21 protein-coding genes are annotated in these 21,959 nt (G+C 71.3%); 10 read left to right on the forward strand and 11 right to left on the reverse strand.

From position 1 onward, the window contains the following. Positions 1 to 115 precede the first annotated feature (115 nt). Positions 116 to 940 carry a helix-turn-helix domain-containing protein gene (locus tag ACWEKM_RS07470; protein WP_451620270.1) on the reverse strand — a complete coding sequence of 275 codons (825 nt, stop codon included), beginning with the start codon at positions 938 to 940 and terminating at the stop codon, positions 116 to 118. 334 nt (positions 941 to 1,274) lie between these two features. Between ACWEKM_RS07470 and ACWEKM_RS07475 the strand changes: the two genes are divergently transcribed. Further along, entirely contained in the window at positions 1,275 to 1,778 is a 504-nt protein-coding gene (locus tag ACWEKM_RS07475; protein WP_451620216.1) for an ATP-binding protein, read from the forward strand. Between the two features lie 90 nt (positions 1,779 to 1,868). Here the strand turns inward: ACWEKM_RS07475 and ACWEKM_RS07480 are convergent, their stop codons facing one another. Both ACWEKM_RS07480 and ACWEKM_RS07485 read right to left on the reverse strand, forming a co-directional pair. Beyond that, entirely contained in the window at positions 1,869 to 2,087 is a 219-nt protein-coding gene (locus ACWEKM_RS07480; protein WP_451620271.1) for a DUF397 domain-containing protein, read from the reverse strand. 100 nt (positions 2,088 to 2,187) lie between these two features. Continuing rightward, positions 2,188 to 2,490: a hypothetical protein gene (locus tag ACWEKM_RS07485; RefSeq protein ID WP_451620217.1), complete on the reverse strand. Its 303-nt coding sequence runs from the start codon at positions 2,488 to 2,490 to the stop codon at positions 2,188 to 2,190. Between the two features lie 33 nt (positions 2,491 to 2,523). On the opposite strand from ACWEKM_RS07485, the gene rpsN reads away from it, so the two are divergent. From rpsN to ACWEKM_RS07500, 3 genes are all read left to right on the forward strand, one after another. After that, entirely contained in the window at positions 2,524 to 2,829 is a 306-nt protein-coding gene (gene rpsN, locus ACWEKM_RS07490; protein ID WP_451620218.1) for a 30S ribosomal protein S14, read from the forward strand. A 56-nt stretch (positions 2,830 to 2,885) separates the two neighbouring features. After that, positions 2,886 to 3,395 (forward strand): hypothetical protein, encoded by a 510-nt coding sequence (locus ACWEKM_RS07495; RefSeq protein WP_451620219.1) that lies wholly within the window; start codon positions 2,886 to 2,888, stop codon positions 3,393 to 3,395. A gap of 89 nt (positions 3,396 to 3,484) precedes the next feature. Then, positions 3,485 to 3,997, forward strand: a complete 513-nt coding sequence (locus tag ACWEKM_RS07500; protein WP_451620220.1) for a DUF4232 domain-containing protein — start codon at positions 3,485 to 3,487, stop codon at positions 3,995 to 3,997. 427 nt (positions 3,998 to 4,424) lie between these two features. Here the strand turns inward: ACWEKM_RS07500 and ACWEKM_RS07505 are convergent, their stop codons facing one another. Then, on the reverse strand, positions 4,425 to 5,567 hold the full coding sequence (locus ACWEKM_RS07505; RefSeq protein ID WP_451620221.1) for a DUF2786 domain-containing protein: 1,143 nt from the start codon (positions 5,565 to 5,567) through the stop codon (positions 4,425 to 4,427). A 246-nt stretch (positions 5,568 to 5,813) separates the two neighbouring features. Here ACWEKM_RS07505 and ACWEKM_RS07510 point away from each other — a divergent pair, with 246 nt between their 5' ends. Both ACWEKM_RS07510 and ACWEKM_RS07515 read left to right on the forward strand, forming a co-directional pair. Then, positions 5,814 to 6,560, forward strand: a complete 747-nt coding sequence (locus ACWEKM_RS07510) for a Clp protease N-terminal domain-containing protein (protein WP_451620222.1) — start codon at positions 5,814 to 5,816, stop codon at positions 6,558 to 6,560. 94 nt (positions 6,561 to 6,654) lie between these two features. Further along, positions 6,655 to 8,337 (forward strand): bifunctional 3'-5' exonuclease/DNA polymerase, encoded by a 1,683-nt coding sequence (locus tag ACWEKM_RS07515; RefSeq protein ID WP_451620223.1) that lies wholly within the window; start codon positions 6,655 to 6,657, stop codon positions 8,335 to 8,337. 83 nt (positions 8,338 to 8,420) lie between these two features. On the opposite strand, the gene ACWEKM_RS07520 is transcribed toward ACWEKM_RS07515, so the two are convergent. After that, complete coding sequence (locus ACWEKM_RS07520) at positions 8,421 to 9,314, reverse strand: glycosyltransferase family 2 protein (RefSeq protein WP_451620224.1); 894 nt, start codon at positions 9,312 to 9,314, stop codon at positions 8,421 to 8,423. 265 nt (positions 9,315 to 9,579) lie between these two features. Here ACWEKM_RS07520 and ACWEKM_RS07525 point away from each other — a divergent pair, with 265 nt between their 5' ends. After that, on the forward strand, positions 9,580 to 13,035 hold the full coding sequence (locus ACWEKM_RS07525) for a CHAT domain-containing protein (protein ID WP_451620225.1): 3,456 nt from the start codon (positions 9,580 to 9,582) through the stop codon (positions 13,033 to 13,035). Then, positions 13,032 to 13,700 (forward strand): hypothetical protein, encoded by a 669-nt coding sequence (locus ACWEKM_RS07530; protein ID WP_451620226.1) that lies wholly within the window; start codon positions 13,032 to 13,034, stop codon positions 13,698 to 13,700. The genes ACWEKM_RS07525 and ACWEKM_RS07530 overlap by 4 nt, the downstream gene beginning before the upstream one ends. Here the strand turns inward: ACWEKM_RS07530 and ACWEKM_RS07535 are convergent. The 4 genes from ACWEKM_RS07535 to ACWEKM_RS07550 all read right to left on the reverse strand — a co-directional run bounded on the left by ACWEKM_RS07535 (position 13,684) and on the right by ACWEKM_RS07550 (position 18,111). Then, positions 13,684 to 14,088, reverse strand: a complete 405-nt coding sequence (locus ACWEKM_RS07535; protein ID WP_451620227.1) for a hypothetical protein — start codon at positions 14,086 to 14,088, stop codon at positions 13,684 to 13,686. The two genes, ACWEKM_RS07530 and ACWEKM_RS07535, sit on opposite strands and share 17 nt — an antisense overlap. Before the next feature lie 13 nt (positions 14,089 to 14,101). Beyond that, positions 14,102 to 15,880, reverse strand: coding sequence for a protein kinase domain-containing protein (locus ACWEKM_RS07540; protein ID WP_451620228.1), 1,779 nt, complete (start codon positions 15,878 to 15,880; stop codon positions 14,102 to 14,104). A 91-nt stretch (positions 15,881 to 15,971) separates the two neighbouring features. Continuing rightward, on the reverse strand, positions 15,972 to 17,861 hold the full coding sequence (locus tag ACWEKM_RS07545; protein WP_451620229.1) for a protein kinase domain-containing protein: 1,890 nt from the start codon (positions 17,859 to 17,861) through the stop codon (positions 15,972 to 15,974). 43 nt (positions 17,862 to 17,904) lie between these two features. Continuing rightward, positions 17,905 to 18,111 (reverse strand): hypothetical protein, encoded by a 207-nt coding sequence (locus ACWEKM_RS07550; protein WP_451620230.1) that lies wholly within the window; start codon positions 18,109 to 18,111, stop codon positions 17,905 to 17,907. A gap of 233 nt (positions 18,112 to 18,344) precedes the next feature. Here ACWEKM_RS07550 and ACWEKM_RS07555 point away from each other — a divergent pair, with 233 nt between their 5' ends. Then, entirely contained in the window at positions 18,345 to 18,938 is a 594-nt protein-coding gene (locus ACWEKM_RS07555) for a TetR/AcrR family transcriptional regulator (protein WP_451620231.1), read from the forward strand. A gap of 389 nt (positions 18,939 to 19,327) precedes the next feature. Here the strand turns inward: ACWEKM_RS07555 and ACWEKM_RS07560 are convergent, their stop codons facing one another. Next, a complete protein-coding gene (locus ACWEKM_RS07560) occupies positions 19,328 to 20,134 on the reverse strand; it encodes a DUF6093 family protein (protein ID WP_451620232.1) in 807 nt (268 codons plus the stop codon). A 236-nt stretch (positions 20,135 to 20,370) separates the two neighbouring features. On the opposite strand from ACWEKM_RS07560, the gene ACWEKM_RS07565 reads away from it, so the two are divergent. Beyond that, on the forward strand, positions 20,371 to 21,624 hold the full coding sequence (locus tag ACWEKM_RS07565) for an HNH endonuclease (RefSeq protein ID WP_451620233.1): 1,254 nt from the start codon (positions 20,371 to 20,373) through the stop codon (positions 21,622 to 21,624). On the opposite strand, the gene ACWEKM_RS07570 is transcribed toward ACWEKM_RS07565, so the two are convergent. Further along, positions 21,621 to 21,866, reverse strand: coding sequence for a hypothetical protein (locus tag ACWEKM_RS07570; RefSeq protein ID WP_451620234.1), 246 nt, complete (start codon positions 21,864 to 21,866; stop codon positions 21,621 to 21,623). The two genes, ACWEKM_RS07565 and ACWEKM_RS07570, sit on opposite strands and share 4 nt — an antisense overlap. Positions 21,867 to 21,959 lie beyond the last annotated feature (93 nt).

A 21,959-nucleotide genomic window follows, 5' to 3' on the forward strand; every position in this document is an offset into this window, starting at 1 on the left:
GGTCTCATCACGCTGATCAGGCGCCATCGTACTTGTGTTGAGCGTGAGTTGGGGTGTCACCTGGGGATACGAATGCCCCTGGGATCAGCTCCGCCCCGGCGGACAGGGGCGGTTGTCAGGACAGTTGGAGCAGCCCCCGCAGCAGGTCACGGCTCTCGTCCGGCCCCGGGCTGTCCTGCTGCAACTCCTTCAGCGCGTGCTCGTACTGGGCGACGTCCTCGCGTTTGTCCAGATACAGCGCGCTGGTGAGCTGCTCCAGGTAGACCACATCGGACAGATCGGACTCGGGGAAGCTGAGGATGGTGAAGGCGCCGCTCTCCCCGGAGTGCCCGCCGAAGCCGAACGGCATGATCTGCAGGCGTACGTTGGACCGCTCGGAGAACTCGATCAGATGCTGGAGCTGACCGCGCATCACCTCCCGGTCGCCGTAGGGGCGGCGCAGGGCGGCCTCGTCCAGGACGATGTGGAAGTCGGGCGCGTTCTCGGCGACGAGATGCTTCTGCCGCTCCAGGCGCAGCGCGACGCGCCGCTCCACGTCGGCGACGCTCGCGCCCTTCATGCCGCGCCGGACGACCGCCCGCGCGTACTCCTCGGTCTGCAGCAGGCCGTGCACGAACTGCACCTCGTACACCCTGATGTGGGAGGCGGCGCCCTCCAGGCCCACATAGGTGGGGAACCAGTTCGGCAGCACATCGGAGTAGCTGTGCCACCAGCCGGCCACGTTCGCCTCCCGGGCGAGGGCGAGCAGCGACTCGCGTTCCGCCTCGTCCGTGATGCCGTACAGCGTCAACAGGTCTTCCACATCCCGTGTCTTGAAGCTCACCCGGCCCAGCTCCATCCGGCTGATCTTCGACTCCGAGGCACGGATCGAGTACCCCGCGGCCTCGCGCGTGATGCCGCGAGACTCACGCAGTCGCCTGAGTTGCGAGCCGAGCAGCATGCGTCGCACCACCGATCCGGGCTCTCCCGCGCTCACGTTCGCCAGCCTCCCCAACCGTCTTCAAGGGCCGAAGTCTGCCACTAAAGCACTTCGAGCAGTACTCGTCCGGTTACGGAAACGGTAAAGAGGCCAAAGTCTCACCGCAGGAAGAAGCAAGGGCCCGGTGAGCCAAGTGCGTGGGGTTGGCGGAAAAAATGGCCGACAAGTAGTACGGGAGGGAGCAATTCGGCCTCGTGCACGTGCATCTGCCCTTGCATCTGCTGTGCGCATCCGAAACCATGGTCCCGCGCCACCGCTGCATCGCAACGACCGCGAATTCCCGGGAGTGCCTCGCATGGGGACGAATGGATCGACCATGCTCAAGCCGCTACGGCAGGGCCTTCCGCCACTGGACCCCGAGGCCGTGTCCAGCGCCGCCTCCTGCGCCCTGCCCGCCCGGTACGAAGCGGTCCGCGAGGCCCGGCAGTTCACGCGTGGCACCCTCGACCAGTGGGACGTCGGCGACCGCTTCGACGACATATGCCTGGTCGTCTCGGAACTCGTCACCAACGCCCTGCGGCACGCGTTGCCGGGCGACGGCGGGGTCGACCCGTCCGCGTCGGTGCGGCTGCAACTGATGCGCTGGACCGAGCGCCTGGTGTGCGCGGTGCGCGACCCCAGCCATGAGACCCCGGTCGCCCGCGCCGTCGAGGACTATGCCGAGGACTACGCGGCGGAGTCGGGGCGCGGACTGTTCCTCGTCGAGTCCTTCAGCGACGGCTGGGGCTGGCACCCGCTCGCGGGCACCCTCAGCGGCAAGGTCGTCTGGGCGCTGTTCCGGCTCCCGCCGGGCGCTTGACGCGGCACACGGCACCGTCCGACGCCGCTTGTCTACGCGCGTCTCCCCGGCCTCGCGCGGCGGCCGCCGACACCCGTCCGGGCGCCGGCGTCAGCTCGCGATCAGATGGTCGAACTCGCCGTCCTTGATTCCGAGCAGCATCGCCTCGATCTCCGCGCGCGTGTAGACGAGCGCGGGACCGTCGGGGTAGCGGGAGTTGCGCACGGCCACCTCTCCGCCGGGCAGCCGGGCGAACTCCACACAGGAGCCCTGCGAGTTGCTGTACCTGCTCTTCTGCCAGGCCACTCCGGCCAGCTGCGTGGCAGCCATGCCGTTGTGCACGTCGTACCCTCCGTACACGCCGTCAACGTCGAGGTTCACAGGCTGCTCCCCGCTGGTGCACTGGCTGGTGTGGCCATTGATGCAGTGGTCAACTGATCGGGATCATAACCTTGTTCATGTGCAGATGCATGGGCAGATGCACGTGCACAGGGGGTGTTCCTCCGGTTACAGCTTTGACGACCCCTTTACCGAAGCCCTTCAAGCGTCTGCCCCAGGCTTCGCATGACATGCATGCGCCAACCCCCTTTTGTGATCTTCCCCCCGTCATCTGGGCCAGGTCGTCCGGATCGAATCCCTTGTGCACTAGGAACAGACGCGCGCCGCGCCCTTCCTGTTCCAATGTCCAGATGATGGTCCAGTCCGCGGGATGGCCCGGCTCGGCGACCTCCACGGGACGGGGAACAGAGGAACACGGGAGAACCCGATGGCGAAGAAGAGCAAGATCGCGAAGAACGAGGAGCGGCGGCGGACCGTCGCCCGGTACGCCGCCCGCCGGGCCGAACTGAAGGAGATCATCCGGCGGCCGTCCGCCACGGAGGAGCAACGGCTCGCCGCGCGGCGGGAACTGCACGGGCAGCCGCGCGACGCCAGCGCCACGCGCGTGCGCAACCGCGACCAGGTGGACGGCCGTCCGCGCGGCTATCTGCGGACCTTCGGCCTGTCCCGGGTGAACCTGCGCGAGCTGGCGCACCGCGGACACCTGCCCGGCGTACGGAAGTCCTCCTGGTGAGTCCTGGTAGCTTGCTGCGGTCGTTCGACAGGCCGGCTACAGCTTGGGAGCTTCCAGTGACTTCGGCGACTAGGACGGTACGGATCGCGGCCACGGCCGCGGGGCTGACGGGCGCGCTCGCGCTGACCGCGTGCGGCGGGGGCGGCGGTTCCAAGGACGACGCCTCGCCGCGTCCGAGCACGTCCGCGGCGCCCTCGCCCACCTCATCCGCCTCATCCGCCTCGGACACCGGTGGTGCCACGGGCTCGTCCGACACCCTGGAGGGCAGCTGGCTCACGACGTCCGACGGCAAGGCCGTGGCCCTGGTGGTCACCGGCGGGCAGGCCGGGCTCTTCGCTACCGGCGGGGCCGTGTGCAGCGGGACCGCCGGCCAGGAGTCGGGCATGCAGATGATCCATCTGACCTGCACCGACGGTAACGCCGACCGGAAGTCCGGGATGGTCGACTCCGTGGCCGGGGACACCCTGAAGGTGACCTGGTCCGGCAAGCTGGGCCAGGAGACCTACACCAAGGCCGAGGGCGGCAAGCTGCCGACGGGGCTGCCCACGGCGAACCTCGGTTCCTGATCCGGATCAGGAGGGGCGCGCGATCGGGTGCGCGCGCCAGGCGCGATGATGCTGGGTATACCGTCACGACCTCGACAGGGACCCCACACATGCGCGCCATTCCGCTCACCGTCACCGTCCTCGCCGCCGCCCTTGCCCTGACCGCCTGCGACGACGGCGGCGCCACGAACGGCAAGGGCGGCTCGGCCTGCACCATCGGCGGGGTCTCCGTCGAGATCGGTTCGGCGAGCGTGGCCCCGGCCGCCGGTGACACGGGTGAGGTACCCGTCAGCGTCACCAACCACAGCGCGCCGTGCACCCTGGACGGCTTCGCCGACGTCGCACTGGACGCCGACGGCGCCAAGGTCTCCGTCCCCGCGTTGAAGGGCGCGAAGGCGCAGAAACTGGAGCTCGCCAAGGGCGACTCCGCGTCCTTCACGATCAGTTATGTGCGTGGCGCGGCGGGCGACGGGACCAGTGTGGCGGCGAAGACGGTGGAGGTCGGCCTGCCGGATGCCAAGGACGTCAAGAGCTTCCCGTGGACGTACGGACCCGTCGCGGGAAAGGGCGGCCCGAAGACCCCGGACGCCTCTGTGGGCGCCTTCCAGCAGTCCGGCGACTGAGCCCGGGGCCCGCTCCGGTCGGGGGAGCCCATTCCGGCCAAGGGGCGAGGCCCGCTCCGCCCAGGGGCGGGGCCCATTCCGGCCCGGGGGCGGGGCCCGGGGTTGCGCTCACTCCAGCAGGGGCGGGGTCCGGGGCCGCGCTCACTCCAGCCGAGGGCAGGACCCCGGAGCGCGCTCACTCCAGCGGGGGACGCGACCCCGGACCCCGCTCACCCCGGACCCCGCTCACCCCAGCCAGGGGCAGGACCCCAGATCACACCCACCCCAGCCAGGGACAGGACCCCAGATCACACCTACCCCAGCCAGGGACAGGACCCCGGACCCCGCTCACCCCAGCCAGGGACAGGACCCCAGATCACACCTACCCCAGCCGGGGACAGGACCCCGGACCCCGCTCACCCCAGCCGAGCAGGACCCCAGATCGCGCTCACTCCAGCCGGGGGCGGGGGGCGACCTGGGCTCGCTCTGCCGCGCGGGCGCCCTCCGTCCAGCCCGCCGCGTCGCTGACCCCGCGCAGGCGGGTCGAGGTCGTCCGCGGGAACATGCGCTCCATGTGCTCGCTCACGGCGACCTCCCGGGTGGCCAGGACCGGCAGCAGCTCGGGGCCCGCCTGGGTCTCGGCGGCGGCCGTGAGGCGGTCGCCGACGCGATGGGCGTAGGCCGCGAGGAACGACTGCCGGAAGGTCTTGGTCCGCTTGCGTCCGCCCGCCCGCTGCGCCGCCTCCGCCTTGGTCATCGCGTGCGTGGCCTGCACCAGCAGCGAGGTGTAGAGCAGCTCGACCGCCTCCAGGTCCGCCGCGAAACCGATGACCGTGGAGAAGCCGAACGGCTCGTTCCACACCGCGCGGCAGTGGTTCGCGGTCGCGACCGCGTCCAGCAGCACCGCCTTGGCCTGCTCGTACGGCGGCTCGACCCCGATCCGCCAGGCACCGGGCGCGTCCGGAGCGGGCGCCTGTGCCGCCAGCAGAGCCTCGTCGATGCTGTGCCGGGCCATCAGCTCCTGCGCCTTGGCGCTCAGCGCCTCCGCCTCCTCCGGATACCCGGTCGCCTCCGCCTTGGCGAGCAGCGCGCGGATGCGGCCGAGCATGCGGGCGGCCGGGCGTCCCTGGTCCGACGCCGCCTCTCCACCCGGGCCCGGTCGAGCGCTCGGGGGATCCATCGGCGCTTCCAGGGTGGGCAGCCGCAGCAGCAACCGGTACAGCTCCAGCACGGCGGTCGCGTGCGAGAAGCGGTCCGTCCCGCGCGCGGGAGCGGCCGGGAGGTCGGCGAGCTGCGCCGCCCAGCGCGGGCCGCGGGGCCCGTCGGACGGCGCCTGCGCGCGGATCAGCGCCGCCGCCAGGAGGACATGCACATCCTCCAGCTCGCGCCGCACCAGCCGGACGACATCGGCGGGCTGCCAGCCGCGCCGCCAGGACGTCGCCACGAACTCCGCGCCGCGCCGCGCGAGTTCGGCGTCCGCGGCGGGATCGGCCGCGAGGAGGGACGCGCCCGTGTCGAGGCCGGAATCGGTGCCGTCGTAGAGGGCGGCCTGGAAGGCTCGCTCCACGGTGCTGGTCGTACTGCTGCTCACCCGTCGATCGTGCCACGCGCCGCCGACGACGGTCCGCGCCGTCCACACCCTGTGGACAACCCTCCCGCCCGGGCCGCCGGTTCGGGCGCGGGTCCGGGCGCCGCCCCGGTTCGCGGCAGCCGTTCGCGACGTTCCCGCCCGTCACTGCGGCGCGCGGGCCGTCGGCACTGTTCCCGACGCCGCCGAAGGCGGTGGAGGTGTCAACCATGGGTTGACACCTCCAGGCTGTCAACTTAAGGTTGACACATGACGACCAATAGCGCAGCCAGCGGGTCCATCCGTCTCGACGACCTCATCGACGCCATCAAGAAGGTCCACACCGAACCCCTCGACCAGCTCCAGGACGCGGTGATCGCCGCCGACCACCTGGGCGACGTGGCCGACCACCTGATCGGGCACTTCGTGGACCAGGCGCGGCGCTCGGGCGCGTCCTGGACCGAGATCGGCCAGAGCATGGGGGTCACCCGGCAGGCCGCCCAGAAGCGCTTCGTACCGAAGGAGTCGATCGACCTCGACCCCAACCAGGGCTTCAACCGCTACACCCCGCGCGCCCGGAAGGTGGTCATGGTCGCCCACGCCCAGGCCAAGGAGTCCGGCAATGCGGAAGGTCTGCCCGAGCACCTCGTCCTCGGGCTGCTCTCCGAGCCGGAGGCCATCGCCGCGCAGGCGATCACCGCGCAGGGCGTGTCGCTGGAGGCGGTCGGTGAGGCGGCCACCGCGGCGCTCCCGCCCGCCGCCGACGACGCCCCGGAGCTGGTCCCTTACGGCTCGGACGCCAAGAAGGTCCTGGAACTCACCTTCCGCGAGGCCCTGCGCCTCGGCCACAACTACATCGGCACCGAGCACATCCTGCTGGCCCTGCTGGAGCACGAGAACGGCGAGGGCGTGCTCAGCGGCCTCGGCATCGACAAGCCGGCGACCGAGCGGTACATCGCCGAGACGCTGGAGGAAGTGATCCGCGGGCGCAAGGAGCAGAACGAGAAGAAGGACTGAGGCAGCGGGGCAGCCGGGGCGGAAGGAACCCGGCCGAGGGACTGGAATCGCAGGTCAGGGCGGACTGTCAGACCCGGCTGCCACACTCGTGGACATGACCGACCGGTGGGTGCTCGCTCCGGCCGAGGACGGTGGCGTGGACGTCGCCCCCCTCGGTGCTGACGGGCTGTCCGCCGGTCCGGTGCGGCGGGAGCCCGATCTCGCCGGGGCGGTGCGGGACCGGCCGGAGGTGACGCGCTGGGTGTGGCGGTCGACCCCCGAGGTCTACCCCCGTCTGCTCGCCACGGGGGTGCGAGTGGACAGGTGCTACGACATCGAGGACGCCGAAACACTCCTGCTGGGCCACGAGGGGCGGTACGGCGAGCCGCACTCGGCCGCCGCCGCCCTGGCCCGGCTGCGCGGCAGCCCCGTACCGCCCGATCCGCCGCTGCGCCCGGCCGAACCCGGCGCACAGTCACCGCTGTTCGAGCCGGAGGGCGCCCGCCTGCCGCTCGACGACCTGATCGCGGTCTACGCCGAGCAGCAGCGGCGGCACACCAGGGCGGCCCGTCCCGACCGGATGCGGCTGCTGACGGCGGCCGAGTCGGCGGGGATGCTGGTGGCCGCCGAAATGAACCGCGCGGGCCTGCCCTGGCGCGCGGACGTGCACCGCGAGGTGCTGGACGGCCTGCTCGGCGAGCGGTACGCGGGCGGCGGCGAACCGCGTCGGCTGGCCGAGTTGGCGGACGAGGTGTCGGCCGCGTTCGGCCGACGGGTGCGGCCCGATCTGCCGGCGGACGTGATCAAAGCCTTCGCACAGGCCGGGATCAAGGTGAAGTCCACCCGCCGCTGGGAGATCGAGTCCGTCGACCATCCGGCGGTCGAACCGCTGCTGGAGTACAAGAAGCTGTACCGCGTCTGGGTGGCGCACGGCTGGACCTGGTTGCAGGACTGGGTGCGGGAAGGCCGGTTCCGGCCCGAGTTCCTCGCCGGCGGGACGGTCACCGGACGCTGGGTGACCAACGGCGGGGGCGCGCTGCAGATCCCCAAGGTGATCCGGCGGGCGGTGGTCGCCGACCCCGGCTGGCGGCTCGTCGTGGCCGACGCCGACCAGATGGAACCGCGCGTGCTCGCGGCGATCTCCCGCGACCCCGGTCTGATGGAGGTGGCCGGACGCGTGACCGATCTGTACCAGTCGGTCTCCGACCGCGCCTTCTCCGGCGACCGCGGCCAGGCCAAGCTGGCCGTGCTCGGCGCGGTCTACGGCCAGACGTCCGGCGACGGCCTGAAGAACCTCGCCGCGCTCAGACGCCGCTTCCCCCAGGCGGTGGCATACGTGGACGAGGCGGCCCGGGCCGGTGAGGAGGGCCGGCTGGTGCGGACCTGGCTGGGGCGGACCTGTCCGCCGGCGGCCGGGGCCGGTGCCGCCGAGGAGGCGGGTCTCCCCCAGGAGGACCCGGGCGAGCCGCCCGCCGAGGGCTGGGTGCCGGGGTACGCCTCCACCAACGCCCGTGCCCGAGGCCGCTTCGCCCGTAACTTCGTCGTTCAGGGCAGCGCGGCCGACTGGGCCCTGCTGCTGCTCGCGGCGCTCCGCAGAACCTGCGCGGACATGGCCGCCGAGCTGGTGTTCTTCCAGCACGACGAGGTGATCGTGCACTGCCCGAAGGAGGAGGCCGATGCGGTCGTCGCGGCGATCGCGGAGGCGGCGGACCTGGCGGGACGGCTGACGTTCGGCGACACACCGGTGCGGTTTCCGTTCACGACGGCCGTGGTGGAGTGCTATGCGGACGCCAAGTGACCGACCGGCCCCGCCGACCGCCCCCGCCGGGCGGCTGCCGTGGCTCGACCGGAGGCTCCGGCCGTCGGGCGGGTGAGGCCGGGTCAGATGACGGGCGGGCGGCCCAGCCGGGTCAGCCGCCACACCGTCCGCCACCGCATGGGCCGACGCTCGCCGGCCGGCTGCCGCAGCCCTTCGACGAATCCGCCGGACCAGGCCCGCAGTCCGCCCACCGACCGGGTGCGGACGAGCGTGAGGAGCGTCCACACCCCGAGGTGGACCGGGATCAGGACGAGCGGAAGCCGGCGCCGGACCAGCCAGACCCGGTTGCGGGCGGTCACCCGGTAGTAGATGGCGTGCCGGGCCGGCGAGGTCCTGGGGTGCCGCAGCAGCAGTTCGGGCGCGTAGCGGATCTGCCAGCCGGCGTCGGCCGCCCGCCACGCCAGGTCCGTCTCCTCGTGCGCGAAGAAGAACTCGGCGGGCCAGTCCCCGGTCTCGGCCAGCATGGCCATGCTCAGCGCGTGCCCGCCGCCGAGGAAGCCGGTGACATAACCGCCGCGCATCGGATCGGAGTTGCCGACCCGGGGCACATGCCGCTGCTGGGTATGTCCCGTCTCGTCGGCGATGCGGAAGCCGACGATGCCCAGCCGGGGTTCGGCGGCGTACAGATCGCGTACGCGACGCAGCACATCGGCGTCGACGAGCAGCCCGTCGTCGTCCAGGTCCACGACCACGTCGACGTCGCCGTACTCCCGCAGCCGGGCGAGAGCGATATTGCGGCCGCCCGGGCAGCCGAGGTTCTCCTCGACGTCGACGGTGGTGACCTCGCCGGGCAGCGACAGCCGCTCGGCGAACTCGGGCAGCCGGCAGCCGTTTCCGACGATCACGATGCGGGCGGGGGCGAGGTCCTGCTTGGCCACGGACTCCAGCAGGGCGTCGACCTCGGCGGGCCGGTTCCCCATGGTCACCACGGCGACGGCGATCCTCGGCTCCGCCACGTCCCTCACCCCTTCCGGCCGACGGCGGCGGCCGCGCCCGGCCGCGCGGCGCCCACCGTTCACCAAGATGTTGCCTCAGATCCGCCGATCCCCCCGACCCCGCTTCACTTTCCCGCCCTTTTGCTCCGCTTTTCATCACGATCTCCACACCGACCCGCCCGAGCACACCACCCCACCCCACCGCCAACAGGGGCTCGGGAGGCCCGGCCGGGTTCTGTGCCAGTGTGGGACCGTTCATGACCGGTCGACACGGGGGTACGGCGGGGTGCGGCTGTCGCGGGACATCACCGGATGGGTGTTCCTCGCGGCGGCGGACGGTGTCCGCCAAGCCGGCCTGGCGATCGGCGCGGCGGACATCAGTCCGTTCACCACCGGCGGTGGGGCCGGCGGCAGCCTGTTCACCCGCGCGCACGCATGGGGCCTCCCGGTGCTCCTCTCCTTGGACGAACTGCCCTTTGACCGCCGCGTCGATCCCCGCTGGTGTGTCACGCGGGACGGCGCGGGCGTGCTGTCCGTCCACAGCCCCGACGGTGCGCACTTCGCCCATGACCTGGACCTGGAGGTGCCGACGGGCTGGCAGGAGACGGCGGACGCGGCCGGTTCGGTGCTGCTGGTCGTCTCCCATGTACTGCCCGCCACGGACGATCCGCTCGGCGCGCTCGCCTTCGAGACACGGCGGGGGATGGTGTGCGCGGGCCCCGTCCGCTTCGGCGAGCCGGGACAGAAGGCGGACCGCGAGCCGTCGGTGGACCGCGAGCCGTCGGTCACCCTCCTGGTCGACCCCGTCGGCGTGCTGATGGATCTGGCGCAGTACGTGTGCGACGGGATCCTGTCGCTGGACGAGGCGAAGCGACGGGCGCGCGAGATGGAGCGGATGCGGCAGGCCCTGCCCGAGCAGCTCGCCGTGTCCGCCGAGACGCTGGTGCGCCCGCTGTTCCGGGACGAGTTCCTCGACCACCGGGGCCTGGTCGAGTTCATGTACGTCTACTGGCGGCTGGTCGCCGAGGTCACCGACGTATGCGGGACGGAGGCGGCTTGGCGTCTCGCGGCGCTCCGCACCGTCGAGTCGGCCGTCCCGCTGCTGGCGGACCGGTGCGAACGCGCCGTGTTCGAGGAGTCCGACGCGGTGGCGGCACGGCTGCTCGACGGCGTGCGCGACCCCGGCGACCTGGAGGCCGCGCTGCTGGCGGCCGCACGGCTGCGCATGGCCACCCGGGGACCGGAGGACCTCGGCGCCGATGTCTACGCCCGCGCAACGCGGACCACGTGGTCCGCCCGTCTGACCGCGGACCTGTATCGCACCTGGTTCACCGGCGAGGAGCCCTTCCAAGCCGAGTCGCACCGCCTCGTGGCGGAGGCGGGGCGGCTGGTGGTGCGGGCGCTGGAGCCGGTCGGCGGGACGGAGCGGCCCCGGCTGCTGGCCCTGCTGGCGCAGATCCTCGCCGACGAGAAGGGAGTTCACCAGGACGCCGCTCGCGCCGCACTGTCCGCGTTCCTCGACTCCCCCGGCCCCGGGACCCCGGATCTCGCCCTCTTCCTGCTCAGGACGGTGAACGAGGTTCCGCCGCAGACCGTCGACGGGCTGCTGACGGCGGTGTTCGGGCAGCGAGGGCAGCAGGGGCAGCCAGGGCAGCCCGTGGACGCTTTCGTCGCGGCCCACGGCGTCGCCGTGACCGCGAAGGTCATCGACCAGGGCGTCAACCTGGCGAAGGAGCGCGCCGACCGACCGCTGCTGCGCACCGTGCTGGGCTGGGCGGAGCACCTCGACGTCCGGTGGGACTTCGCCCACCGCAGGCAGTTGGCCGAGGCACGGCTGCACGTACTCCCCGACGACCCCGTCGACTGCCCCGGCCCCAGCCGACCGCTCCCGGTGTCGTTCCCGCGGTCCTGGACACCGGCGCAGCGATCGGCGGCACTGCTGCACACGGCCGCGCACGCCCTCGACCGGCGGCAGCCGGCACTGGGGCTCACCCTCCTGCGGCAGGCGGGCGACAGCCGCAGCGAGGAGGTCCGGCTGCTGACGGCGGACCTGCACCACCAGGCGGCCGAGGCGGGCGAGCCGGGCCCCGGTCCTGTCCCGTTCCCCTGGGGCTACTACACGTACGCGGCACTCGGCTATGCCTCGCTCGGCTTCACGGAACTCGCCCGGGCGAGCCTGGTGCCGTTCGTGCAGCAGCTGGGCGCCCTCAGCGGAGACGACCTCAGAGGTGCGCTGTACGCGGTCATTGTGGACCTGCCGAACTTCGATCCGAGCGGCGCGCCCGAACTCGGCGAGGTGCTGCGCGATCTCGTGCACACAGCGGTCTGGCGGCTCGCCGCCGAGAGCGAGTCGCTGCCGATGGAACTGATGCTCGGCCTGCACCAGGCGGGCAAGGGCTCGCAACTCGGCGCGTGGCGGCGGATCGCCGGTCCGCTCACGCTGCCCCCGCGCATCCAGCACTTCCTCGGCAGACTGCGTGACCTGGAGCAGCCGGCCCGCACCGGCGGTGCGTCGCCGAACCTGCTGAACGTGCTCGACGCCGATCACCGCCCCGGCGGCCGGGACGATACGCAGCTGGCCCGGAACCTGCGCCGGCGCGTCTCGTCGTTCATCGACGAGGAACTGCGCCGCCGCTCGGCGCCGTTCACCGACGACCGGCACCTGTGGGCGAAGGTCCACACCCTGCTGGACGAGCGGACCGTGCTGCTGACCTGGTTCCTGCCCACGGCGGTGAACGGGGCGGCCGTGCTGCTCGCGGTCACCGGGCAGGGCCGGGAACTGGTCGTGCAACTCGGCGACGGCGCGGACGCGAACGACGAACGCCACCCCGTCGCGGACCTGGTCGAGGCGGTCCGGGCGGAGGTCGAACGCGACCCGCTGTTCGCCGACGTGACACCGGAGGGCGGCCGACTGCTGGAGTCGGGCGGCCTGCCGCTCGGTCTCGGCGACCGCTGGGCGGCGTGGCGTGCCCAGGGCAAGAACCGCGTCCTGGTCTGGCCGCACGGGGCGCTGCACTATCTGCCGATCGCCCTGTGCCGCACCGGCGGCCGGATGATCGCCGACGACTGGACGGTCACCACCATCGCCGGTCTCGAAGCCCTGGCACCCGTCGCGGGCCCGGTACGGCCCCGGCGCACCGCGGTGCTGGCCTCCGCCACCGGTGGCGTGCCCTACGGTCTGCACGCCGAACCGGCACTGGAGGACCATGCGCGGCAGATCGCCGAGGCGGTCGGCGAGGCGGCCGCCACCGGGCCCGCGGCCACCCGGCACCGGCTGCTCGCCGAACTGTCCACGGCGGACGTCGTCCACATCGCCGTACACGGGACCCTGGACCGGGACGCGCCGTGGCTGCACTGCCTCTACCTCACCTCGGACAGCGACGACGACGGCCGGGTCTTCGCCCACGACTTCCTGGCGGCCGACCTGCGCGGCGTCCGCCTGGTCACGCTCGCTGCGTGCGAGTCCGCGCTGGGACGGTTCGACCGTGCGGACACCCTCCGCGGCATCCCGTCGGCGCTGATCACCGCCGGGGCCCAGGCCGTCGTCGGATGCCTGTGGCCGGTGCGCCCGGAGCCGGCCCTGCACTTCTACCGCCATCTGCACCTGCGGATCGCGCACGGCAGGGGCCCGGAGGCCGCCTTCCGCGACGCCCAACTCGCCACCCGTGCCCGTCATCCCCACTACCGTGACTGGGGATCGTTCAGCTACCTGCACGGCCGGAGCGAAGGAGCGGGGGAATGACCGAGATCCGGTTGCACGAGGTCGACCTCGAGCCCGAGCGCACGCTCGGCAGCCCGGCCGACGACGCACCGCTGCGCGGCCGGCTCACCTTCGGCTGGGACCTGCTGCCCGCCGACCACGAGGGCGTGCCTGCGGCCTGGCTGTCGTACGTCAGGGCCGCGCCCGACCGCGCGTTCCGGCATCTGCTGATGGTGTGTTCGTTCCGCCCGGAGACACCGGCGGGCAAGGGTGCGTTCCGCCATGCCTCCCTGGGGGTCGCCCTGTCCACGCCGGACCCCGCCGCACGGCCCGTCGCGCGACTGATCGACCCGGGCGAGCGCACCCGCCCGGTCACCGACTCCGGCACGGGCCTGAGCTTCACCGTCAAGGCGGGCGTGCTGGACGTGGGGATGACGAAGCCGCCGGGCACCGGCCTGGCCCGGGAGGAGTGGATCGTCCGGGGCCACGGCGCGTCCCAGCCGGACCCGCAGTGGGAGTTCCGCAGCGTCAAGCACGTCCCGCTGCTCGGCGACCACCCGGTGGCCGCGCTGGTGGAACTCGTACCGGACCGGGTGAACACGGCGGAGGTGCTGGTGGCGGCGGAGCTGGAGCACCGCGGCTGGGGCCTCCGCCGCTACCGCGCCCGCCTGACACCGTCACCCCAGGCCATCATCCTGTCCCAGTGAACGCGGGCCAGCACTCCCCGGTGGACAGATCGATCCGGCCACCCGACTCGGCCGGGTCGCCCTCCAGCAGCATGGCGAGCATCTCCAGATCGACCGCGAGCGGGCGCAGAAGGGGGATCGCCGCGTCTCCCACGGCCGCGCGCAACCGGTGCGCCAGCTCCTCATCACCCGGGAAGCCGCGTTCCTGGAGTGCGCCGAGAAACGAGGCCGCCGTCTCCGCGGCTCCCGGCAGGCCCAGCGCCGCGGCCCCGGCCACACCATCGCCGGCCAGCTGCAGCACCTCATGCGCAGGACCACGACGCAACGCGGCGAGCAGCGCCACGCCGTCCTGACCGTGGAGCGCGCCTCGTACGGCTCGCAGCCCGTCCTCGTCCCATTCCTCGGCCACGACTGAGCCGCGTCTACTGGTCGCTCGACAGTGGGTCGATCTCTTGCACGCACAGCCTGATCGACCGTTTCCCGTCGTCGCTCGTCCAGGTCCAGGGCGTACCGAGGGAACACGCCAGGTCAGTGACCTCCAGCACCTTGTACGTCTTGCTCCACGGCACGGGAAAGTTGCAAGGCTCGACGTATGCGCCGTCGGAGCTGACCCGCACGCAGTCGCCGGCCTTCGCCTTGAAGATGTCTCCCGTGTAGACGGTGCCGTAGAGGATCAGGCCGACGACGAAGAGGAGGCCGAACAACTCACTGAGGCCGAACCCGTCGTTGGTGTTCTTCTTGGACGACGTAGGCGGGGGCGTGGGTTTCGGCTTGGGCCCAGGCGTCGGCTTGGTCGTCGGCTTGGGCTTGGACACAGGCGGGTTGACCCTGGGCGTCGCCCCAGGCTTCGGCGTCGCCCCAGGCTTCGGCGTCGCCCCAGGCTTCGGCGTCGCCCCAGGCTTGGGCGTCGGCTTGGCCCCGGCCTTGGGCTTCTGCGCGGGCTCCGGCCTCGGCTCCGGGCGCGTCCGTCGCTCCACCACACCCATCAGGTCGCCGACGCCCACCGCTTCCCCGACCCCCGGGCCCGCCTCCCGCAGTACCCCCTCCACCGGCGAGGTCACCACCGCCCGTGCCCTTCCGTCGGACACCGAGAACAATCCCTCCCCCGCGCCGACCTCCTCCCCGCACCGCTTGTACCAGCGCGTCACCGTCACCCGGGGCACCCCCGCCAACGCGCCCGGCAACGGCGGCACCACCACCGGTACGGTCCCGTCCGCGCCCGCCCTCTTGTCGTACAGCGCGGCCAGCGCGGCCACCACGTCGGCCAGCAGTACCTTGCGGGCGTCGTGCCCCTCCTCGGGCAGGAGCAACGTGGCCGCCAGCGCGCCCCGTTGGACGATCATCGTGGTGACCCGGTCGGGATTGCGGCACTCGACCGTGTCGTACGACCCCACCGCCGCCCCGAACCCGTCCAGCAGCTCCGCCGCGGTGGGCCGCCGCGCCGGTTCCTTGGCCAGGCACGGCAGCAGCAGACCGGTGAGTGACTCGGGTACGTCCGTCAGGTCCGGATCCTCGTGTACGACGCGTTGCAGCACCGCGAACGTCGAACCGCCCCCGAACGGCCCGCGCCCGGTGACGGCCAGCACCAGCAGGCTCGCCAGACTGAACACGTCCGAGGGCGGGCCGACTTCGGCGCCCCGCGCCTGCTCCGGTGACATGAACGCCGGGGTGCCGATCACCCCGTGCGCGGTGAGGCGGGTCCCCGCGTCCAGGGCGCGGGCGATGCCGAAGTCGATGATCCGGGGGCCGTCCTCGGCGAGGATCACGTTCCCCGGCTTGAGGTCGCGGTGGACCAGCCCGCACGCGTGGATCGCGGTGAGGCCCTCGGCGAGTCCGGCGCCGAGCGCGGTCACCGTGCCGGCGGGCAACGGGCCGTACGCGTCCACCGCCTCCTGCAACGACGGGCCCGGCACATACGCCGTGGCGAGCCACGGCACCTCCGCCCCGGCGTCCGCGTCGACCACGGGGGCGGTGTAGAAGCCGCCGACCCTGCGCGCCGCCTCGACCTCGGCGGCAAACCGGCGCCGGAACTCCGGGTCCCGTGCCAGATGCGGGCGTACGACCTTCACGGCCACCAGCCGACCACCCCGCGAACGACCGAGGTACACGTCCCCCATGCCCCCGCCGCCCAGCTGTCCCAGCAGGACGTAAGGGCCGATCCGGGACTCCGCGGACTCCGCTCTCAAAGCAGCTTCGGGCATGCTCGAAGTGTGGACGTCGGAGGCGTTGTCCGATCAGCGTTTCTAGAAATTTGTTCTAGAAGTTCACGGTTCGCCCAGAGGTTCCGGCCCATCAGATTCTCGACCAGTGCTGTGTCAATTTCGACGGCTCGCAGGACGCGAGGATCGGCCAGGTGTCACTCTCGTCGAAACACATGCTGTTGTACTGGTTCACAAGGGTGCCGCTGGTACCCGTGCGCCAGTCCTGGCCGGTCCCGGATCCGCAGTCGGCCATGTACGGCTGGTTGATGTTCACGCTCAGGCACTGCCCCCTGTACTCGTTGTACAGCTTGTAGGAGCCGCTCGCACCGGCCTTGACGGTCCAGTTGTTCGCCGGGCTGTCCGAGCAGGTGGCGAACACGGCGCCGAAATTCACGGACAGACATTTGCCATAGCCGACGTTCTTGAGCTGGAAGTAGCCGCTGGAGGTGCCGGTTCCGGCGGAGCTCGTGCTGTGGCCCGAGCCGCTCCCGGAGGTGCTGGAGCCGCCAGAACTACTGGGCTTGTCGGAGCCGCCGGAACGGCCAGAACCACTGGAACCGCCGGAATCATTGGAACCGCCGGAACGACCGGAGCCGCTGGAACCACCGGCACCACCGGAGCCGCCGGAACCATCGGAACTGCTGGAATCGCTCCCGCTGCCACCGCCCTCCCGATGGCCCTCCCGATGACCCTCGCTCGGCGTTGAGGACGGTGACTTTCCGGGTGACGCCGTGCCCGACGGGCTCCCGTCCGACGCGGAGGGCGTCACAGCGGCGGCGGACGTCGGCATACCGGCGGACGTCGTCACCCGCGCCTCGTCCTGCGGCGAGGACACGTACGGCAGATGCTGGATGGCCAGCGTCGTCCCAACCGCCACGACCACCACGGGGACGACGGCGAACAGGATCCGGGTACGACGACGCTCGCGCCGCTCCGGACCACTACCGGCACCAGGACCGGCGGCAGGACGGGCACCAGGACCGGTCCCGGCACCAGGCTCCTGCGCCTCCGGCTTCCCGGGCTCGGTGGTGGGCAGCGTCGGCACGGGCGCCGGCAGCTCGTCGGCCGCCGGCACGCTCGCCGCGAAGGCGGCCCGCTCCGAGAGCCGCTCGGTGACGGACGCCGGCCACAGAGGGGGCGCGAAAGGGCCGTGTCCGGTGGCGAGTTCGGTCAGCTCCGCCGCCGTGGGACGGCCCTCGGGGTCCTTGTCCAGGCAGGAGGCGACGACATCGGCGAACTCGGCATCCACCTCGCGCACCGCCGTCAGATCGGGCTCGTCGTGCACGATCCGGTACAGCAGGTCCAGCCCCGACCCGTCCCCGAAGGGCGGCCGTCCGCCCGCCGCGTAGGCGAGCAGCGAACCGAGCGCGAACACATCGGTTGCACTGGTCAACTGACGTGCCCCGGACGCCTGTTCCGGCGACATATAGGAGGGCGTGCCGACCACCATCCCGGTCTTGGTCAACCGGCTCTGATCGGCGGCACGCGCGACCCCGAAGTCGATGAGGGTGACGCCGTCGAGCGTCAGCATGACGTTGGACGGCTTGAGATCCCGGTGCACCATGTCCAGCTCGTGCACCGTCCGCAGTCCCGAGGCCGCCTCCCGCAGCAGCAGCCACAGGCACTCGGTGGGCAGTCCCCCACCGTGCAGCCCGACCGCCTCGGCCAGGGTCAGCCCCGGCACATAGGCGGTGGCCAGCCATGGCGGCCGGGCGTCGCGGTCGCTGGTGAGCAGCGGAGCGGTGGCGTCCGCGGGCAGCCGGGACAGGTTGTCCAGCTCGTGCCCGAAGTGCCGCAGAAACTCCTGATCCTCGGCGAGCAGCGGCAACACCTGCTTGACCGCCGCGTACCGACCCTCGTGCACTCCGAGGTAGACCCGCCCCATGCCACCGGCCCCGAGCCGGCCGAGCAGCGGGATCGGACCGATCCAGCTGGGATCGTCGGCCTCCAGCGGCTCGACCCCGTTGTTCTCCCCGTTCAAAACGCTTCTCCCCTGACTTCCCTGACTTCCCCGATTTCAGATCTCAGCGTGCGTAGGATCCCAGCCCGACCAGGCAGTACACGATGTGGTTCACGGCCACTTCGTTGACGGCGCATTCGTACGAAAAGGTGTACCGCGTAAGGGAGTTGCTGTTGCACTGCCCCATGTCCATGCTGAACAGAACCGCCTCGATCACCTTGCCGTGCGCATCCGACGCCGAGCAAATGAACGGGCTTGGTACGGCGCTCACCTCACGGTCGTCGACTCATGGCCGTACGAGGTCGCCGTCCCGACGGTATACGGACGGAGGCACGCGCGCGTCCGGCGGCAGACGCGGGATCGTGCCGGAGGCGGCCTGCTGAGGAGTGAGCGAAACGGGGGCCTCGGGCGATGACACCGGCAACTCCTGGAGGTGAGGATGGGCATCAGCATGGCGCCACGAACCACTGTTCCAGAATCTGGTTCTAGAGAAGTATTACAGAAATGAGACGCAAACAGCAGCGAGGCGAAGCCACCGTCGAGCAGTTGCTGGACGCCGCACTGCGCGTGTACGCGGAGTCGGGCGGCCAGGGGCTGACCGTCGGTGCGGTCACCACGGCAAGCGGGGTGAGCCTGGGCAGCCTCTACCACCACTTCGGCAGTATCGACGGCTTGATGAACGCGCTGCTCACACGCTGGCTGGGCCGCCTGCTGGAGGCGATGACCGGTGCCCTGCGGGGCACCCGCACCGCACAGACCGGCATCCACGCCATGGTCGGCGCCTACCTGGGTTTCGTCCAGGAGCACCGGGAGGCCGCCGTACTCCTCCACTCCTCCGACGCCGACCGCAAGGGCATGGCCGACGGCAAGGGGCTCCGCGACGCCCAGGAGGCTCGGCTCTCCCCGCTCGCACAGTGGGCGCAGGTGTATATCGACGCCGGTGAACTCGCCCCGCTGCCACCGCCGTTGATCGAGGCCCTGATCCTGGGCCCGGTGATCGGCCTCGCCCGCCGCTGGCTGTCCGGAATCGACGACTTCGACCTCGAACAGGCGGCGGCGCTCCTGCCGGAACGGATCTGGCGTTCGGTGAGCGCCTGACGGAACTCGCGGACGAACATCTTGGGCGCCGCACCCCAGGCAGTCGGCGGCCACCGGTCCCCGTCGACCAGGTCTCCGGTCCACCGCGAGGAAAGCACCCGCCCACCGCCCACTCGCGAGCAGCCACAAGCAGCCGGGCGCACGGCGGCCGGCCGGCCGGGCCACACCCGGTCGGCGAGCCACTGCACCTGATCGGCCCGCTCCCCCACACTCGTCACCTGGTACGTCCACGCCACATCCGCATCCCAGTCGGCCGGCGGCCCCGAGAACTCGCCGGGCAGGGGCCCCATCCACGCGAGGGAGGCGGCCGGCGCGACCGGATCACGGAAGGCGGCGGCGTCCGGGTGGGCGTTGGGGCGCGGATTCACCGGTGTCGTCATCGGCGGAGCCTAACGATCAACGCTCGACACGCGTCCAAGCCGGGCGAGGTGAACGCGTCGCAGCCCCGCAGAACCGAAGTCCCGGAGGCTCAGCAGCGCGCCATCGCTGATGAGACGGAGTTCCGCGATCGACGTGACGCCGGCTCGGCTGAGGTTGTTGGAGAGCCGGTGGCCGAACTTGTCGTGGCCCATGGCGTTCCGTAGTGCCATGCTCGGGCTGCCCTCGAACCGGGCGCAGTCCCGGCACGTCACCATGGATGTCGAGAGTGGCTCCACGCCATCGGATCCATCGGAGCCGTACGCGATCAGCCCGGCGGCCTCCCAGGCGCTGGAGGCCGCCACCACGTGCATCTGCGGGACCAGGACGGCGTCACTGGATGGACAGACGGCCACGTTCTCCTGGTTGCCGGGGACGACGGCGACGACGCGGACCACTCCGCTGAAGACCTCCCGCACCGAGAAGACCGTCCACTCCGCGTCAGCCTCGGCACCATTCATCTCCGAGATCCCTCCTCGACCGTTTCTGCGGCCTTCCCAGGGCCGGTAGCCCCTGCTCTTGGAGGACGGGCTCCCCTCAAGGAGTTCCAACCGAACCATCCGCACCACGGCGAAGGAACCGGAAGCCACCCCCGTGACCCGAAAACGGCAGCCGACAAGCTGGGAGTCGCGGACCGAGTCCACGACCACGAGAACATCGTCGACCAGGATGCGTGGTGTACGCAACGACAGCACGCCCTGGTACGCCCTGTCCGAAGGCATCCGCGCCACGACACCGGCCAACGGCGCCGAGGCGGTCGGCAGCCCGGAGAGCACCACCGCTCCGTGTCCTCCCAGACGAGTTCGGATCCCGCCCGTGGTGTGAGCGCGCCGGTCTCCTCGTCGCGTACGTCATCGGCTTCTGCCCGCACATCACGCCACAGCTGCAGGGAGTCGTCGAGGAACCCCTCCACCATCCGCTGCACGCCGGACAGATCAAGCGCCACGAGCCCACTCCGCCAACTGCCGGAGTACCGCGGCGGTGATACCGCCAGGTACGTTCTACTATTCGCACCATGGCGCTGGCGGACATAACCCGTACCGAAGTCGAGAAGGCGATCGAGGAGTGCAACCGACTCGGCCGCGATGCGTTCCTCAAGCACCACGGCTTTCGCCGCGCCCGCCATTACCTGCTGTCCTACAAAGGCAGGCACTACGACTCCAAGGCGATCGTCGGCGCGGCGCACGGGTTCCTTCCGGGCCAGCAGCCTTTGGCGGCAAGGGACTTCTCGGGCGGCGCGCAGCACGCCGCAGGACTTCTGAGGGCACTCGGCTTCGACGTCATCGAGGACATCCCGGAAAATGCCCTCACTCCTGTCGGCCTCGTCGACCGAGTCGCCGCGTTGAAGGTGAACCGCGCGTCCGGGCGTCCCGCTCTGTATCAGCCGATCACGCTGCTCTGGTCCATCGGCCGAGCCCGCCGCGGCGAACCCCGACTGGTCCCCTGGACCGAAACAGAAGCGGCAGTCAGCGAACTCCTGAAGCGGCACGGCGTGCGGGGCGAACGCCCCCGCCCCGACTACCCGGTCGCCGCCCTGTACCGCGCCGGCCTCTGGACACTGCACGACCACGCGAGCGCGGTACCTCCCGCCCACGGCGACGCACAGCTACGGAACTGGTTCGCCGACAACCAGCCGCTCGGGGGCCTTACCGAGTCAGCGTACGAACTTCTGCGACGCTCGGGGGAGACCCGCCTCGCCGTGATCGGCGAACTCCTGGACACCTTCTTCGAGGACCTCGACTACGGTCCGCTCCTCACCGACGTCGGACTGTACGACGACGGGGTGACCGACGACATCGGTGAACCGGAGAACCATGATCGGCCCGACGATCAGCCGGAGGCATGGCTCGTCACAGCCGCCCGGTACGAGTACGAGCGCTGGTGCCGCCTGGTCGAGCGCCGGGAGGCCGAGGACCAGGGGAGGCGGGTCACCCGCACCGTGCGCAACCCCGTCCGCTCGGCCTTCGCCCGCAGGGCGGTTCTCAGCCGGAGCAAGGGCCGCTGCGAGAACCCGAACTGCACGGGGCAGCCCGCCGACACAACCGACGCCAGGCAACCGATACTCGAGGTGGACCACGTGCTGGACCTCGCCCTCGGCGGCCGCGATCACCCCAGCCAGATGGTGGCCCTCTGCCCCAACTGTCACGCAGTAAAGACGCGCGGGCGCACCCGCGAGACACTCCGCAACATCCTGCTCAAGGTGGCGATGGAGCGGCACATCGCCGAGAGGCCGACTCAGAGCAACCAGGAGCCAGGGGCCAAGAGTTAGGCGCCGGGCTGGTTCGTCCTCGTGCGGTACACAACACGCGTCCCGTCTTTATACGACGTCGGGTTCGGTGTTCCCGTCCCCTTCGGTTCGAGGTCCCACACGGCCACGCTCACCTTGTGCGTCAGTTCTTCGATGTCCCGGGCAGCCCGGATGATCTGCGCGGCGTCGTCGGTGGCCGTCCACAGCACCACGTCGGCACCAACTTCCTCGTCTCGCCAGGCGTAACGCAGTACGGCGAGCACGTCGCGGGCGTCAGTCTGCTGTACGTACGGAAGGCTCGTAGTCCCTCAGCGAGCAGCTCCGTACGGAAGCGCTCAACAACAGGTGGTTCGACG

The organism is Streptomyces sp. NPDC004752 (assembly GCF_053601275.1).

Coding starts and splice junctions, on each gene's coding strand:
- ACWEKM_RS07470 (WP_451620270.1), bottom strand. CDS start 940: ATGCTGCTCGGCTCGCAACTCAGGCGACTGCGTGAGTCTCGCGGCATC.
- ACWEKM_RS07475 (WP_451620216.1), top strand. CDS start 1,275: ATGGGGACGAATGGATCGACCATGCTCAAGCCGCTACGGCAGGGCCTT.
- ACWEKM_RS07480 (WP_451620271.1), bottom strand. CDS start 2,087: ATGGCTGCCACGCAGCTGGCCGGAGTGGCCTGGCAGAAGAGCAGGTAC.
- rpsN (WP_451620218.1), top strand. CDS start 2,524: ATGGCGAAGAAGAGCAAGATCGCGAAGAACGAGGAGCGGCGGCGGACC.
- ACWEKM_RS07500 (WP_451620220.1), top strand. CDS start 3,485: ATGCGCGCCATTCCGCTCACCGTCACCGTCCTCGCCGCCGCCCTTGCC.
- ACWEKM_RS07510 (WP_451620222.1), top strand. CDS start 5,814: ATGACGACCAATAGCGCAGCCAGCGGGTCCATCCGTCTCGACGACCTC.
- ACWEKM_RS07515 (WP_451620223.1), top strand. CDS start 6,655: ATGACCGACCGGTGGGTGCTCGCTCCGGCCGAGGACGGTGGCGTGGAC.
- ACWEKM_RS07530 (WP_451620226.1), top strand. CDS start 13,032: ATGACCGAGATCCGGTTGCACGAGGTCGACCTCGAGCCCGAGCGCACG.
- ACWEKM_RS07540 (WP_451620228.1), bottom strand. CDS start 15,880: ATGCCCGAAGCTGCTTTGAGAGCGGAGTCCGCGGAGTCCCGGATCGGC.
- ACWEKM_RS07555 (WP_451620231.1), top strand. CDS start 18,345: ATGAGACGCAAACAGCAGCGAGGCGAAGCCACCGTCGAGCAGTTGCTG.
- ACWEKM_RS07565 (WP_451620233.1), top strand. CDS start 20,371: ATGGCGCTGGCGGACATAACCCGTACCGAAGTCGAGAAGGCGATCGAG.